The sequence below is a fragment of the Arthrobacter sp. CAN_A2 genome, from assembly GCF_015752045.1.
GTDB lineage: Bacteria > Actinomycetota > Actinomycetes > Actinomycetales > Micrococcaceae > Arthrobacter_D.
Window position 1 is genome coordinate 279,239 of the sequence record NZ_JADOUS010000003.1, and the last position, 14,951, is coordinate 294,189.

Genomic DNA, 14,951 nt, shown 5'->3' on the forward strand with positions numbered 1-14,951 from the left:
CTCTACGGGCGGGCCCTTCCCTCCCCGGGTGCCTGTGGCTATAGTAGGGCGCAATAATGAATCCCATTCATTTTGTGGCCTGCGTCATGCAGCCCTAGGAGGATCACGTGAAAACCATCGAACGCGACGTCGTCATCATCGGAGCCGGCCCCTCGGGCCTCACCGCCGCACGCGAGCTGAGGAAGGCCGGTCACTCGGTCGCCGTGCTCGAGGCGCGCGACCGCGTCGGCGGGCGTACCCACACGGACGTGATCGACGGCGCCGTCTTCGAGGTCGGGGGGCAGTGGGTGTCGCCGGACCAGACCGCGCTCATCGGTCTCCTCGGCGAACTGGGCCTGAAGACGTTCTCCCGGTACCGGGAGGGTGACTCCGTGTACATCGGCCCCGACGGCGAACCGATCCGCTACAGCGGGGAGATGTTCCCCGTCAGCGAGTACACGCGTGAGGAGATGGAGCGCCTCATCGTGATCCTCGACCGGCTCGTCGCCGAGGCCGGGCCGGAATCGCCGTGGAACCACCCGGACGCGCGGGCCCTGGACACCATCTCCTTCCACCACTGGCTCCGGCAGCAGTCCGACGACGAGGAGGCCTGCGACAACATCGGCCTGTTCATCGCGGGCGGCATGCTGACGAAGCCGGCGCACTCGTTCTCGACCCTCCAGGCGGTCCTGATGGCGGCGACCGCCGGGTCCTTCTCGAACCTGGTGGACGAGGACTTCATCCTCGACAAGCGCGTGATCGGCGGCATGCAGTCCGTGTCGGAGCGCATGGCGGCCGAGCTGGGGGAGGACGTCATCCTCTCGAGCCCCGTGCGCACGCTCCGCTGGAGCGGCATGGAAGGCCCGGACAGCACCGAGGGGGTCACGGTCGTCTCGGACACGACGACGGTGCGGGCCCGGTTCGCGGTCGTCGCCGTCCCACCGAACCTCTATTCGCGCATCAGCTACGACCCGCCGCTGCCGCGCCGCCAGCACCAGATGCACCAGCACCAGTCGCTCGGCCTGGTGATCAAGGTCCACGCCGTCTACACCACGCCGTTCTGGCGCGAGGACGGGCTCTCGGGGACGGGCTTCAGCGCGGGGTCGATCGTCCAGGAGGTCTACGACAACACGAACTTCGAGGACCCCCGCGGCACCCTGGTGGGCTTCGTCTCCGACGAGAAGGCGGACGCCATGTTCGAGCTGCCTCCGCACGAGCGCCGCGAGCGGATCCTCTCCGCGATCGCGAACTTCCTCGGGCCGCAGGCGCTGGAGCCGGAGGTGTACTACGAATCGGACTGGGCCTCGGAGGAGTGGACGCGGGGCGCCTACGCCTCGAGCTACGACCTCGGCGGGCTGCACCGCTACGGCCGCGACCAGCGCACGCCTGTGGGCCCCATCCACTGGTCCTGCTCCGACATCGCGGCCGAGGGATACCAGCATGTCGACGGCGCCATCCGGATGGGGCAGCGCACCGCGGTCGAGATCCACCGTGCGCTGTCGGCCGGTGTGCAGGCCGCCGCGACCGGTCGGGGGGCGTAGTCATGCGCTACGTCGTCGGGTACACCGCCGATGAGCGCGGGCACGACGCCGTCTGCCTCGCCGTCGCCCTCGCGCGCCGCCAGGACGCGAGCCTCGACCTCGTCCTCGTCACCCCCGAGCACTCCCCCTACTCGGGGATCTACCTGCCGGGCAAGCCCTTCGAGAGCCTCCTGACGGACCAGCTGCAGGAGTGGATGGACCAGGGTCTCGCCCTCGTGCCGGACGGCGTCTCCGCACGCGGCGTGGTGGTGCGCGCGGAGTCCAATGCGGAGGGCCTCATCCGGGCGGCCGAGGACACCGAGGCGTCCCTGATCGTGATCGGCGCCAGCTCCCGCGGCCTCGCCAACCGGTTCAACGTCGGCAACGTGGCCCGGGGCCTCCTGCACGCGTCGCCCGTCCCGGTGGCGCTGGCGCCCAAGTCCTACCGCCGCACCGATCCCGTCACCCGCCTGACCTGCGCGGTCGGCAACCGCGCGGGAGCGGACGACGTCGTCTCCGTCGCCGTGGCCTCGGCGCTGCGCCGCGGCCTCCCGCTGCGCCTCGTGTCCCTCGTCGCGCTCGACGCGGGACACTCCGACCCGGAGGGCGTGGAGGACGAGGCGAACCGTCGGCTCGCGGAGGCCGCTTCCGCCCTCGCCGCCGGCGGGCGGGTGAGCGTCGAGACGGCACACGGCTCCTCCATCGAGGACGCCATCGAAGCCCTGGCCTGGGACGAGGGGGAGGTGCTGCTGGTCGGCTCCAGCCGCCTCGCGCAGCACATGCGCATCTTCCTCGGCTCCACCGCGAACAAGATCCTGCGTACGCTGACCATTCCCATGATCGTCGTCCCGCGTACGTACGCCGTGCCCGGCACCACCACCGGCCCGGGCGCCCTGACCAAAGAGGCGGACGCATGAGTATCGAGGAGACAACACAGAAAGGCACAGGGCTCAGCAAGAAGGGCCTTGACGCCGGAACCGTCGGCCTGCTGGGCGCCGTCGTCATCGGGGTGTCCTGCGTGGCCCCCGCGTACACGCTGACCGCGGCCCTCGGGCCCACGGTCGCGGAGGTCGGGGTGAACCTGCCGGCCATCTTCCTGGTGGGCTTCGTCCCCATGCTGCTCGTGGCCCTCGGCTACCGGGAGCTCAACAGCGCCATGCCCGACTCCGGCACCACCTTCACCTGGGCCACCCGTGCATTCGGGCCCTGGGTCGGCTGGATGGGCGGGTGGGGGCTCATCGCCGCCACCGTGATCGTGCTCTCCAACCTGGCCGCCGTCGCCGTCGACTTCTTCTACCTGATGCTCGCGCAGGTGTTCGGCAACCCGGGCATCGCCGACCTCACGCTCAACCTGCCGGTGAACATCGCGACGACGCTCGTCTTCATCGCGCTCGCCTGTTACGTCTCCTACCGCGGGATGGAGACCACCAAGGCGGTCCAGTACGTGCTCGTGACCTTCCAGGTCGTCGTCCTCGCCTGGTTCGCGATCGCCGCGTTCGTCCATGTGGCCAACGGCACGGCCTTCGACGCCACACCGATCAGCGCGGAGTGGTTCAACCCGTTCGCCGTCGGCTCCTTCTCCGCCTTCGCCGCGGGTGTCTCGCTGTCCATCTTCATCTACTGGGGCTGGGACGTGACGCTCACGATGAACGAGGAGACCAGGAACCCGGAGAAGACCCCGGGCCGTGCCGGCGCCCTCACCGTCGTCGTCATCGTGATCATCTACCTCACCGTCGCACTCGCGACCCTCTCCTTCGCGGGCGTGGGCGAGGGTGAACTCGGAGCGGGCAACCCGGACAACCAGGAGAGCATCTTCGCGACGCTGGCCGGTCCCGTGATGGGCCCGTTCGCCATCCTGATGTCGATCGCCGTCCTCAGCTCCTCGGCCGCATCGCTGCAGTCCACCTTCGTCTCCCCGGCCCGCACCCTGCTCGCCATGGGCCACTACAAGGCCCTGCCGAAGGGCTACGGCCGCATCAGCCCGCAGTACAAGTCGCCGAGCTACGCCACGATCGCCGCCGCCGTCGCGGCCGCCGCCTTCTACGTGTTCACGCGGCTGGTGTCGGAGAACGCGCTGTGGGACACCATCACGGCGCTCGGCATGATGATCTGCTTCTACTACGGCATCACCGCGCTCGCGTGCGTCTGGTATTTCCGGGCCCAGGCGTTCAGCAGTGCCAGGAACGTGCTGTTCCGCTTCCTCGCGCCGCTGCTCGGCGGGGTCATCCTGCTCGTCATGTTCTTCAAGACCGCCACGGATTCGATGGATCCCGCCTACGGCTCCGGCTCCGAGCTGTTCGGCATCGGCATGGTGTTCATCCTCGGGGTCGGCGTGATCCTGCTCGGCGCCGTGCTCATGCTCGTCTGGTGGCGGATCAACCCGGCGTTCTTCCGCCAGGAGGTGATCATCCGGGGGTCGGCTCCGAAGGAATAGCGGGCCGGACGGGGGCGCTGCGCTAGAGTGGATCGACTCCGCGGCGCTCCCGAAGGCCGCATCGCCTTCGCACCGATCGAAGAAGAGGAACCGCCGTGCGCTACGTCGTTGGCTATACCGGGAATGACCGCGGGCAGGACGCCCTCGAGCTGGCCACATCGATGGCCCTCACGCAGTCGGCGGCCATCGATCTGGTCACCGTCCTCGACTGGCCCCAGGACGGCAGTGTCGCACCGGGACGCCAGCGCGCGCAGGACGCCCTCGACCGCGCGGCCGAGCATGTTCCCGACGGCGTCGAGGTCGCCACGCACGTGCGCCTCGCCGACTCGTTCGCGCAGGGACTCCTCGAGGTGGCGGCCGAAGTCGACGCCGGCCTGATCGTGGTCGGCGCGTCCAGCAACGGCCTCCTCCGTCGTTTCACCGTCGGCAGCGTCGCGAACGCCGTGCTCCACAGTTCCAGCGTCCCGGTGGCGCTCGCCCCGCGCGGGTACCGGCACCGGTCCGCCTTCACCCGGATGACGAGCGCTGTCGGCACCCGGGCCGGGGCGGACGGCGTGCTCGACGTCGCCGTCGAGTCCGCGGCTCGGCGTGGCCTCCCGCTGCGGCTGATCTCCCTCGTCGCCCTGGACGTCTACGAGGCGTCCGACTCCGGCGAGGCCATCAACAAGGCCCACCAGCATGCCCACTCGGTGCTGGCCCGCGCCGTCGGGCAGCTGCCCGCGGGCCATGAGGCGTCGATCGCCGTCGCCCACGGCCGGACGATCGAGCAGGCCATCGACGAGATCGAGTGGGATCCCGGAGAGCTCGTGATCGTGGGGTCGAGCCGTCTCGCCCAGCGCCGCCAGATCTTCCTCGGTACCACCGCCAACCAGATGCTCCGCGCGCTGCCGGTGCCCATGGTCGTGGTCCCCCGGGACTGGGTGCGCGCTCCGCACTGATCCCCGCTCCCGCCCCGGCCCCGCGTCATGGCGCGTAATGCTGGGGATTCCGGGTCGGAACGGGCCCACTCCGGCCTACGATGCGGCGATGGACGCACTCCACGACGGCGCGGGCGCGAACCCGCTCCCCGCTGATCCCCGCGAAGACGGCCGCCGCGCCGTGCTCGACGTCGTGGAGGGCACGGCCGCCGCCATGTGCCGCAGTGAGCAGCTCGTGTGCTGGACGCTCGCCCGCCGGATCGACCCGGCGATGGAACCGGCGGCCTACAGCCTGCTGTGCGCCGTGCGCATGGCCGGGTCCTGCCGGGTGACCGACCTCGCCGCGACCCTCGGGATGAGCACCTCGGCCGTGAGCGGGCATGTGGCAGCCCTGCGGCGGCTCGGGCTGGTGGAGCGCGGGGCCACCCTCGACGACGAGCGGTCCCACCCCGTGCGACTGACGCCCGAGGGCCTCCGGCGCATCGACGAGGCGCGCGCCGGCCGGCGCCGGAGCTTCCTGCGGCAGCTCGAGGGCTGGAGCCGGACCGACGTCGTCGACCTGGCGGATCTGCTGACCCGCTTCAATGCGTCCTATCTCCGCGGGGCCGACGCTCCCCCCGCCTGAGGTGCCGCCACGACCGCGAGGGCTCAGTACCGGATGGTCCCCACCAGCGCGATGATGCGGTCGATCGTCGCCGGGTCCGTCTCCGCGGGCATCGCGCCCGTGCCGGTGAGGGATGCGTTGAAGTAGATGCCGTCGCCCAGCAGCATGACGAGGTGCACCATGTCCTCGTGTCCCATGGCCTCCATCAGGACCTCGAACCACCGCGTCCGGCACTGGGCCAGCAGCTCGTTCGCCTCCGGATGGGAGCCCTGCGCCAGTCGCGTCACGGCGACGTTGCACCGCTCCAGGGGGCTGCGGACGTCGAGCGAACTCGTGACGTAGTAGGTGGCCGCCGTCGCCGGATCGGCGCGCATGATGGCCACGTCCTCGTCCACGAGGAGGCGGAGGCGGTCGAACAGCGCTGCTGCCAGCTCGTCCTTGGACTTGAAGTGGTAGGTGAGGCCGCCCTTGGACACCCCCGCCCTCATGGCGATCGCATCGAGGGTCGCGGCCCGCTCGCCGTCCGTGAGGAGGATGTCCTCGTAGGCGTCGATCAGGCGCTGGACGGTGGTCGGAGGCGTGGCCATGATCCGCAGTCTAGGACCCTTTTCAGAAAACCGACTGGTCGGTATAGTGACCTGTGCCACGGCGTGTGGCGGAAACAGTCCCTTCCAGAGTCGAGGCGCCCCATGAATTCGATCCCGTCCGAGACGAGGGCCTCCGGTGGTGGATCGGCGCGGCCCGGCAAGGGCCTGGCGACCGGCACGCTGGGGCTCTGGGCGTCCGTGGTCATCGGCCTGGCATCCACGGCGCCCGTCTATTCCCTGGTGGCCACCCTCGGCTTCGTGGTCCTCGCCGTGGGGGCCCAGACACCGATCGCGTTCATCCTCGCGTTCATCCCGATGCTGTTCGTCGCCTTCGCCTACCGGGAACTCAACGAGGCCATCCCCGACTGCGGGACCTCCTTCACCTGGGCCACCAAGGCGTTCGGCCCCTGGGCGGGCTGGATGGCCGGCTGGGGCGTCGCCGTCGCCGGCATCGTCGTCCTCGCCAATCTCGCACAGATCAGCGGCCTCTATCTCTGGCTGCTCGTGGGCGACGGGTCCCTCGCCGAGAACCCGCTGCTGGTCACGGTCACGGGGGTCGTCTTCATCGCCCTGATGACCCTGGTGAGCTATCGCGGGGTCGAGATCGGTGCCCGGCTGCAGAACGTCCTGCTCGGCATCCAGTACCTGGCGCTGGCCCTGTTCGTGATCGCCGCTCTCGTCTCCGTGGCGAACGGGACCGCTGAGAACGCCACCCCGGTGTCCCTCGAATGGTTCAACCCCTTCGCCTTCGAGAGCGTCGAGGGCTTCACCGAGTCCATCCTCCTCGCCCTGTTCATCTACTGGGGCTGGGATGCGTGCCTGGCCCTCAACGAGGAGACGAAGGACCCGCGGCACACCCCGGGTCGCGCCGCCCTCGTGTCGACGGTCCTGCTCCTCGTCACCTACGTGGGGGTCAGCGTCGCCGCGATGATGTACGCGGGCGTGGGGGACGAAGGGATCGGTCTCGGGAACGAGGCCAACTCCGAGGACGTGTTCCTCGCACTGAAGGACGCCGTCCTGGGGCCGTGGTCGTGGCTGCTGGTCGTCGCGGTCCTCGTGTCCGCGGTCTCCTCCACCCAGACGACCATCCTCCCCACCGCACGCGGCACGCTCTCCATGGCCGTCTACCGGGCGCTGCCGGCCCGCTTCGGCGTGGTGCACCCCCGCTTCAGGACACCCTCCTTCTCGACCCTGGTGATGGGGATCTCCGCGATCGCCTACTACGTGGTCATGACCATCATCAGCGAGAACATCCTGGCCGACTCCATCCTCTCGCTCGGCCTGGCCATCGCCTTCTACTACGCCATCACCGGGTACGCCTGCGTCTGGTACTTCCGGCGCGAGCTGTTCACCTCACGCCACAACGTGGTCTTCCGGTTCCTGCTGCCGCTGCTCGGTGCGCTGATGCTCACGGCGGCATTCATCAGGTCCGCCGTGGACATGGCCGACGTCGACTACGGCTACAGCGTGCTGCTGGGCATCGGCGGCACCTTCGTGACCGGCGTCGGGTCGCTGGCGCTGGGGCTCGTCGTCATGGTGCTCTGGCGGACCCGCTCCGCGTCGCTTCCCTTCTTCCGGGGGGAGAGCCTCAACGAGGACACCCCGGTCCTGGTGCCGGACTCGCCGGACACCCGCAGACGTTCGATCGACGGAGGTCTTTCCTGATGCGCATACTCATCGTCGGCACCGGCGGGGTCGGCTCCGCCGCCGCCCGGATCGCGGTGCGCCGGTCGTTCTTCGAACTGCTGGTGGTCTCCGACTACGACCCCGCCCGCCCGCAGCGCCTCGTGGAGGAGCTGGGCGACCCGCGGCTGCTCGCGGCGCAGATCGACGCCTCGTCCGCGGAGGCCGTGGCCGCCGTCGTGCGCGAACACGGGATCACCCACGTGCTGAACGCCGTCGACCCGCGCTTCGTGATGCCGGTGTTCAACGGCTGCTTCGACGCCGGAGCCACCTACCTCGACATGGCGATGAGCCTCTCCGCGCGGCACCCCGACCATCCGTACGAGAAGACGGGGGTGATGCTCGGCGACGAGCAGTTCGAGGCGGCCGGGCGCTGGTCGGATGCGGGGCGGCTCGCCGTGGTGGGCATCGGTGTGGAGCCGGGACTGTCGGATGTCTTCGCCCGCTACGCGGAGGACGAGCTGTTCTCCTCCATCGACGAACTCGGGGTCCGCGACGGGGCCAACCTGACCGTGGAGGGATACGACTTCGCGCCGTCGTTCTCCATCTGGACCACCATCGAGGAGTGCCTGAACCCGCCGGTGGTCTTCGAACGGGAGCGCGGCTGGTACACGACGGAGCCGTTCAGCGAGCCGGAGGTGTTCCACTTCCCGGAGGGCATCGGCCCCGTGGAGTGCGTGAACGTGGAGCACGAGGAGGTGATCCTGATGCCGCGGTGGACCGACGCCAGCAAGGTGACCTTCAAGTACGGGCTCGGTGAGGAGTTCATCGGGGTCCTCCGGACCCTGCACAAACTGGGCCTGGACTCCACCGAGGCGGTGTCCGTGAAAGGCGTGTCCGTGGCGCCACGGGACGTGGTGGCCGCCGTCCTGCCGGATCCCGCCACCCTGGGCGACAGGATGACGGGCAAGACCTGCGCCGGGCTCCTCGTCACGGGCGTGGGCAGGGACGGGGAGCCCCGCTCGGTCTACCTCTACCACGTGGTTGACAACGAGTGGTCCATGGCCGAGTACAACTCCCAGGCGGTGGTGTGGCAGACCGCCGTCAACCCGGTGATCGCCCTCGAGCTACTGGCCGCCGGCACCTGGCGGGGCTCCGGGGTCCTCGGGCCGGAAGCCTTCGACGCCCGGCCCTTCCTGGACCTGCTGGCCGCGGATGCGCCGCTGGGTTACGGATCCCCCTGGGGGATGGAGGAGCGCTGACCCCCGGGTGCGGAGGAGGGGCTGAGACCGGTCTCAGACGGCGGTCGCCGCAGGTTCCTGCACCCGTGCCGGCTTCGGCCGGCGGCGTACGGTGCGGAGCATGTCCACGGTCAGGAGGATGAGCCCCACCCACACGAGGCTGAAGCCGACCCACCGCTCGAACGGCATCTCCTCATGGAGGACGAGGAGCGCGAGCAGGAACTGGAGCACGGGGGCGAGGTACTGCAGCAGCCCGATGGTGGTCAGGGGCAGGCGGCGCGCCGCAGCGCCGAAGAAGATGAGGGGGATCGCCGTGATGACGCCCGACGCCGCCATGATCCAGAAGTGCCCCGTACCCTCGGTCGTCAGGGTCGCGGCGCCCGTCGAGCCGAGCCACAGCATGACCGCGAGGGCGATCGGTGCCAGGACCACCGTCTCGATGCTGAGGCTGGTGATCGCGTCCACGCGGGAGCCGACCTTCTTCTTCGCGAACCCGTAGAGGCCGAAGGAGAAGGCGAGGGTCAGGGCGATCCAGGGCACGCCGCCGTGCCCGACCGCCAGGACGATCACGGCGAAGATGCCCATGCCGATCGCCGTCCACTGCAGCGGACGGAGTTTCTCGCGGAGCACCACCACGCCCAGCAGGACCGAGACGATCGGATTGATGAAGTACCCGAGAGCGGCCTCGATCGCCTGCCCGGTGGTCACCCCATAGGTGTAGACCAGCCAGTTGACCGCGATCAGCAGCGCCGCGACGGTCAGGGTCCCGACGATCCGCGGCGTGCGCAGGGCCGTCAGGACGGGCCGCCACGAGCGCAGGACCGTGAGGAGCAGGGCGCAGAAGGCCAGCGACCAGAGCACGCGGTTGGCCACGATCTCCACGGGGCCGGCGGGCGCCAGGATGAGGAAGTACAGCGGGAGCAGGCCCCACAGGCCGTACGCTCCGATGCCGAAGAGGATGCCCGTGGAGTTCTCGCTCCGCGCCGGCCTCGGTGTCTTTCCGCCCGTTGAAGTCACGAGGGCGTGAACGGGGCCCGTAAGCCCTTTATTCCCCTCCCCGCCCGATCCGGTACGCTCCCGGTGACGAATCCCGGGGGAGATGCGCGCCACTGTTTTCGTCGGTGCCGCCCTGGGGCATTTAGAATAGGGAACTGTGCGCTTAATCGCACCGCGGTAACCATCGGGAGCATTCCACCGGGAAGAAGGATCATCAGTGTCTACCTCAGCTGCGGCTCGACCGCTGCGGGTCGCGATCATCGGCGCCGGTCCGGCGGGCGTCTATGCCGCCGACATCCTCACGAAGTCGAACGAGGTCCAGGGGGGCGATTTCGCCGTCAGCATCGATCTCTTCGACCAGTACCCGGCACCCTACGGCCTGATCCGCTACGGGGTCGCGCCGGACCACCCGCGTATCAAGGGCATCGTCAACGCGCTGCACAAGGTGCTGGACCGCGGTGACATCCGCTTCCTCGGGAACGTGAACTACGGACGCGACCTCACCCTCTCCGATTTCCGGCGTTTCTACGACGCCGTCATCTTCGCGACGGGCGCCATCAGGGATGCGGACCTGGACATCCCGGGCATCGGGCTCGAGGGCTCCTTCGGTGGCGCCGACTTCGTGTCCTGGTACGACGGGCACCCCGACGTGAGCCGGGACTGGCCGCTCGAGGCCCGCGAGATCGCCGTGATCGGCAACGGGAACGTGGCGCTCGACGTCGCCCGTGTCCTGTCCAAGCACGCGGACGACCTCCTGTCCACCGAGATCCCGGAAAACGTCTACCAGGGACTCAAGGCCTCGCCCGTGACCGATGTCCACGTCTTCGGCCGTCGCGGACCCGCGCAGGTGAAGTTCACTCCCCTGGAACTGCGGGAGCTCTCGCACTCGCGCGACGTCGACATCGTCCTCTACCCCGAGGACTTCGACTTCGACGCGGGTTCCGAGGCGCAGATCGCATCGAACAACCAGACCAAGACCATGGTGAAGACGCTCACCAACTGGCTGGTCGAGGACGAGCCGACGGGGGCGTCGCGTCGCCTCCACCTGCACTTCCTCCACTCGCCGGTCGAGGTCCACGATTCTCCCGAGACCCCCGGCCGGGTCGCGGGCATGCGCTTCGAGCGCACGGAGCTGACCGGAGACGGCAGCGTCCGGGGGACCGGCGAGATCATCGACTACCCCGTCCAGGCCGTCTACCGGGCCATCGGCTACTTCGGGTCGGAACTGCCCGAGGTCGGCTTCGACGAGAAGCGCGGCGTCATCCCCAACGAGGGCGGGCGCGTCATCGACGAGGACGGCAGGCCCGTGCCGGGCATCTACGCCACCGGCTGGATCAAGCGCGGACCCGTGGGGCTGATCGGCCACACCAAGGGAGACGCGCTCGAGACCATCGGCTACCTCCTCGAGGACCGGCTGAATCTCCCGCCGGCCGAGGACGGGTCGGCGGACGCCATCATCGACCTCCTCGAGGAGCGCGGGGTCCGCTACACCACGTGGGAGGGGTGGCTCAAACTCGACGCCCATGAGATGAAATCAGGCGCCAACTTCGTCAACACGTCCGGCAACGCGGAACTCGTCAGGGAGCGCGTGAAGCTCGTGCCCCGCGAAGACATGGTGGCCATTTCCCGAGGTGAGTAGTCCGGCTACACTGTGACCTGTCCCACGCCACCCATGGGACAGGTCACGAAGCGGAGTGCCGATGTCGCCGTCCCGTTCACTAGCCGAAGCCGAGCTCTCTTCCGATGCGCTGCAACGAAGAGCATTCGCGGCGCACGAGGCGCTGGGGCGGGGCGCGGTGGTCGACGGTGACCTCCGCGGCGTCGTCCTGGAGTCGTGGCGCAGGTCGCTCGGTTTCCTCCGCGATCCGGCCGCCGCCGAGGCCCGCCTGTTCTGCTCCGAGGAGGAGCTCGAGTCCTACCGGCAAGGCCACCCCCTGGCCGCGGTCATGCCCGTGATCCATCGCCTGCTCGTCCAGCCCAGCCTCGAGGCGGGGATGCTCGTGGCCGTCGGCGACGAGAACGGGCGGCTCCTCTGGGTCGACGGCGATCGCGAGCTACGGCGCCGGGCCGAGGGCATGCTCTTCGTCGCCGGCGCAGACTGGTCCGAATCGACCGTCGGTACGAGCGCTCCCGGAACGGCGCTCGCCCTCGACCGCAGCGTGCAGATCGCCGGGGCGGAGCATTTCAGCCACAAGGCACACCCCTGGAGTTGCACGGCGGTGCCGGTGCACGATCCCGATTCGAGGACGGTGCTCGGTGTCGTCGACATCACGGGAACCGCCGACGCCGTCGCCACCCACACGCTGGCGCTCGTCGAAGCCGCGGTCGCCGCCGCGGAGGCGCAGCTGAGCATCCATCGGCTGCAGGACCGGCTGCCGCGGACCAAGCGCCGCCGGCAGGGGCGCCCCCAGACGGCGCTCTACCGGAACAGCCTGCAGATCCTGGGCATCGACCACGGGGTGGTCCACACCGGAGGGGCCTCGCTCGAGCTGAGCCTCCGCCATGCGGAGCTGCTGACCATCCTCGCCCTGCACCCGGAAGGGCTCACCGCGGACCAGCTGGCCACCATGGCCTATCCGGAGGAAGCATCCGGGACGACGGTCCGCGCGGAGATCCTGCGGCTGCGGAAGGTCCTGGCGCAGCACGGGGACGCGACGGTGCCGCAGTCGCGTCCCTACCGGTTGCCGGGACAGCTGGTCGTCGATGCGGTACAGGTCCTGAGCTACCTGCACCGCGGAGCCCACCGCATGGCACTCGGGATCTACCGAGGGCCCGTCCTCCCGCGGTCGCAGGCTCCCGCGATCGTGAGACTGCGCAACGAGGTGTCGGTGCTCCTGCGTGATGCCGTCCTGAACGACGGCGCACCGGAGACCGTGCTGCAGTACCTCGCGCTCGCCGAGGCGGAGTACGACGCCGAGGCATGGCAGCTCGCCCTGCGCGTGCTGCCGCGGCGCTCCCCACGGCGGGCCGCGGTCGTGGCCCACGCGGAATGGTTGGACGCCGAATTGGCGGCACCCTCGACGTCCCCCTCAATTTCTTCTAAAGTTTGTTAGCCAATCGCAATAAACCGTCGTCATACGGGCAGGGGCCGGGTTAACGTTAGGCCTGGTGGCTGATGATTCCGCCGGACAACAGTTCCCGGCGGCTGTACTGACGCAGCAGACGGGCAAGGGGGGGTACTCATGACGCAATCCACAAGGCATCCGGCCGGACCGGCCCGGAGCGCACGGACATCGCGAACCACCATGCATGCCAGTCTGGCGATCGTGGTCTGCTTCGTCGGCTTCCAGGGCTTCGTGCCGCAGTCATGGGAGGCCGCCTCCACGGTCTCACCCGGGCCGGTGTCGGCCTCGACCCTCGTCCTGTCGGGGAACGACGCCCTGTCGGCGTCGGGCATCGTGGGCCCGTCACTGCTGGTACCCCTTGATGCCATCGACCCGCTGGACGCCCTCACCCCCGGGCGACCGTCCGCCGACGTTCCGCCGACCACAGGCAGTGAAGCTGACGGTCCTGAGGTCCTGACGGCGTCCGCCACGCGACGACCGACGGCGGGCACCCTCTTCGCACCCCTCGACGCACTCGTGGCCAGTTCGTCCTTCGGCCACCGGACCAGCCCCATCTCCGGGGAGGACGGCGAGTTCCACACGGGCCAGGACTACGCCGCTCCCTGCGGCACACTCGTGTACGCGGCCGACGCCGGCACGGTGCGTGCCGTGGGCTGGCATCCCTGGGGTGGCGGTAACCGGGTGGAGATCGACCACGGCAACGGCCTGATCACGAGCTACAACCACCTGCAGGGCATCTCCGTGCTGAAGGGCGACGCCGTCAATGGCGGGGACCCCATCGCCGAGGTCGGCACCACGGGATCCTCGACCGGCTGCCACCTGCACTTCGAGACGATCCTCGACGGTGAGCACGCAGACCCCCTCGACTGGAAGATGGCACCGACGCACCACGGAAAGCGCATCGGGGCACTCAGGGACTACAACCCCGAGGGCCGCAGTACGGCCGACATCCCTGCGTGGGCGCAGTCCACCACCCCGTCGGGCCAGCGCGGGCAGGGCGACCCTCGGTTCGATGCTGCTCCATGGGGCGCGAGCATTGTGGCCGGTGCGGATGAGGCGACCGGGGCTGCCGGTGTCACCGTGTCGGGGCGTGAGACGCCGGCGTCGCCGAAGCGTCCCGACCTCCCCGCGGCATCTTCGGGCAGCACGCCCGCCCCCGCCGGGACGGGGAAGCCTGCTGAGAAGCCGGTTCAGAAGCCGGCCGACAAGCCGCTGGACAAGCCTGCGGAAAAGCCTGCTGAGAAGCCGGTCGAGGAGCAGACGAACAAGCCTGCCGAGAAGCCTGCCGAGCCAGCTGAGAAGCCGGTCGAGGAGCAGACGAACAAGCCTGCCGAGAAGCCTGCCGAGCCAGCAGGGAAGCCGGTCGAGGAGCAGACGAACAAGCCTGCCGAGAAGCCTGCCGAGCCAGCAGGGAAGCCGGTCGAGGAGCAGACGAACAAGCCTGTCGGGGAGCCTGCCAAGCCAGGAGAAAAGCCCGCCGAGAAGCCGGTAGAGCCCGCCGAGCCTGCCACGGCTGACGAGACGCCCGCGCCAGCCCCGGCACCGGCACCGGCCCCGGCACCGGCCCCCGCACCGGCACCAGCCCCGGCACCGGCTCCCGCGCCGGCACCGACCCCAGATCCCACGACCCCCGAGGAGCCGTGCGCAACGGATCCGTCGGCGCCGGACGACGCCGAGTCGGAGACGCCCGCCGATGGTGCTGATCCCGCGGCGCAGCCGCCGACGCCCGCCGGAACGGCGGACCCAGCGGCTGCAGCCCCGGAGGACGGCACCGTGACTGATGCCGAGACCGGCACCGGGCCGAAGCCCGGCGACGCGTCCGACCTGGCCCATCCGTCATGCGACGGGCCGGAGGCACCGGCCGAGCCCGGCCCGGCGCCTGCCCCAGCTAGCGCCGACCCCGCCGTACCTGCGCCCGCCAAGCCGACCGAGGACGAGGCGGCACCCGCAGCCGGGAAGGGCTGACGCGACAGCGCGGCGACACG

The 14,951-nt window shown here is 69.8% G+C and carries 12 protein-coding genes; 10 read left to right on the forward strand and 2 right to left on the reverse strand.

What is annotated here, in order from left to right:
* The first annotated feature begins 107 nt into the window (after nucleotides 1-107).
* From IWX63_RS05730 to IWX63_RS05750, 5 genes are all read left to right on the forward strand, one after another.
* Complete coding sequence (locus IWX63_RS05730) at nucleotides 108-1,520, forward strand: flavin monoamine oxidase family protein (RefSeq protein WP_199277183.1); 1,413 nt, start codon at nucleotides 108-110, stop codon at nucleotides 1,518-1,520.
* A gap of 2 nt (nucleotides 1,521-1,522) precedes the next feature.
* Entirely contained in the window at nucleotides 1,523-2,416 is an 894-nt protein-coding gene (locus IWX63_RS05735) for a universal stress protein (protein ID WP_199277184.1), read from the forward strand.
* Nucleotides 2,413-3,933 carry an APC family permease gene (locus IWX63_RS05740; protein ID WP_199277185.1) on the forward strand — a complete coding sequence of 507 codons (1,521 nt, stop codon included), beginning with the start codon at nucleotides 2,413-2,415 and terminating at the stop codon, nucleotides 3,931-3,933. Before IWX63_RS05735 ends, IWX63_RS05740 begins: the two co-directional genes overlap by 4 nt.
* A 95-nt stretch (nucleotides 3,934-4,028) precedes the next feature.
* Nucleotides 4,029-4,871, forward strand: a complete 843-nt coding sequence (locus IWX63_RS05745) for a universal stress protein (RefSeq protein WP_199277186.1) — start codon at nucleotides 4,029-4,031, stop codon at nucleotides 4,869-4,871.
* Nucleotides 4,872-4,959: 88 nt separating this feature from the next.
* Complete coding sequence (locus tag IWX63_RS05750) at nucleotides 4,960-5,475, forward strand: MarR family winged helix-turn-helix transcriptional regulator (RefSeq protein WP_199277187.1); 516 nt, start codon at nucleotides 4,960-4,962, stop codon at nucleotides 5,473-5,475.
* A gap of 23 nt (nucleotides 5,476-5,498) precedes the next feature.
* On the opposite strand, the gene IWX63_RS05755 is transcribed toward IWX63_RS05750, so the two are convergent.
* Complete coding sequence (locus IWX63_RS05755) at nucleotides 5,499-6,041, reverse strand: TetR/AcrR family transcriptional regulator (protein ID WP_199277188.1); 543 nt, start codon at nucleotides 6,039-6,041, stop codon at nucleotides 5,499-5,501.
* Nucleotides 6,042-6,143: 102 nt separating this feature from the next.
* On the opposite strand from IWX63_RS05755, the gene IWX63_RS05760 reads away from it, so the two are divergent.
* Both IWX63_RS05760 and IWX63_RS05765 read left to right on the forward strand, forming a co-directional pair.
* Complete coding sequence (locus IWX63_RS05760; RefSeq protein ID WP_199277189.1) at nucleotides 6,144-7,706, forward strand: APC family permease; 1,563 nt, start codon at nucleotides 6,144-6,146, stop codon at nucleotides 7,704-7,706.
* A complete protein-coding gene (locus IWX63_RS05765) occupies nucleotides 7,706-8,926 on the forward strand; it encodes a saccharopine dehydrogenase C-terminal domain-containing protein (protein WP_199277190.1) in 1,221 nt (406 codons plus the stop codon). The genes IWX63_RS05760 and IWX63_RS05765 overlap by 1 nt, the downstream gene beginning before the upstream one ends.
* Before the next feature lie 33 nt (nucleotides 8,927-8,959).
* Here IWX63_RS05765 and rarD read toward each other — a convergent pair whose 3' ends face one another.
* Nucleotides 8,960-9,922, reverse strand: a complete 963-nt coding sequence (gene rarD, locus IWX63_RS05770) for an EamA family transporter RarD (protein WP_334685665.1) — start codon at nucleotides 9,920-9,922, stop codon at nucleotides 8,960-8,962.
* Nucleotides 9,923-10,118: 196 nt separating this feature from the next.
* Between rarD and IWX63_RS05775 the strand changes: the two genes are divergently transcribed.
* The 3 genes from IWX63_RS05775 (at nucleotide 10,119) to IWX63_RS16745 (ending at nucleotide 14,931) form a co-directional block, all read left to right on the forward strand.
* Entirely contained in the window at nucleotides 10,119-11,540 is a 1,422-nt protein-coding gene (locus IWX63_RS05775; protein WP_199277192.1) for an FAD-dependent oxidoreductase, read from the forward strand.
* Between the two features lie 61 nt (nucleotides 11,541-11,601).
* Nucleotides 11,602-12,954: a GAF domain-containing protein gene (locus tag IWX63_RS05780; RefSeq protein WP_199277193.1), complete on the forward strand. Its 1,353-nt coding sequence runs from the start codon at nucleotides 11,602-11,604 to the stop codon at nucleotides 12,952-12,954.
* Between the two features lie 192 nt (nucleotides 12,955-13,146).
* The gene (locus IWX63_RS16745) at nucleotides 13,147-14,931 is read left to right on the forward strand and encodes a peptidoglycan DD-metalloendopeptidase family protein (protein ID WP_334685666.1); all 1,785 of its coding nucleotides are present in this window, start codon (nucleotides 13,147-13,149) and stop codon (nucleotides 14,929-14,931) included.
* Nucleotides 14,932-14,951 lie beyond the last annotated feature (20 nt).

What these genes read in the sequence shown, in the direction of transcription:
- IWX63_RS05735 (WP_199277184.1), top strand. Translation starts at nt 1,523, where the DNA reads ATGCGCTACGTCGTCGGGTACACCGCCGATGAGCGCGGGCACGACGCC.
- IWX63_RS05740 (WP_199277185.1), top strand. Translation starts at nt 2,413, where the DNA reads ATGAGTATCGAGGAGACAACACAGAAAGGCACAGGGCTCAGCAAGAAG.
- IWX63_RS05750 (WP_199277187.1), top strand. Translation starts at nt 4,960, where the DNA reads ATGGACGCACTCCACGACGGCGCGGGCGCGAACCCGCTCCCCGCTGAT.
- IWX63_RS05755 (WP_199277188.1), bottom strand. Translation starts at nt 6,041, where the DNA reads ATGGCCACGCCTCCGACCACCGTCCAGCGCCTGATCGACGCCTACGAG.
- IWX63_RS05760 (WP_199277189.1), top strand. Translation starts at nt 6,144, where the DNA reads ATGAATTCGATCCCGTCCGAGACGAGGGCCTCCGGTGGTGGATCGGCG.
- IWX63_RS05765 (WP_199277190.1), top strand. Translation starts at nt 7,706, where the DNA reads ATGCGCATACTCATCGTCGGCACCGGCGGGGTCGGCTCCGCCGCCGCC.
- IWX63_RS05780 (WP_199277193.1), top strand. Translation starts at nt 11,602, where the DNA reads ATGTCGCCGTCCCGTTCACTAGCCGAAGCCGAGCTCTCTTCCGATGCG.
- IWX63_RS16745 (WP_334685666.1), top strand. Translation starts at nt 13,147, where the DNA reads ATGCATGCCAGTCTGGCGATCGTGGTCTGCTTCGTCGGCTTCCAGGGC.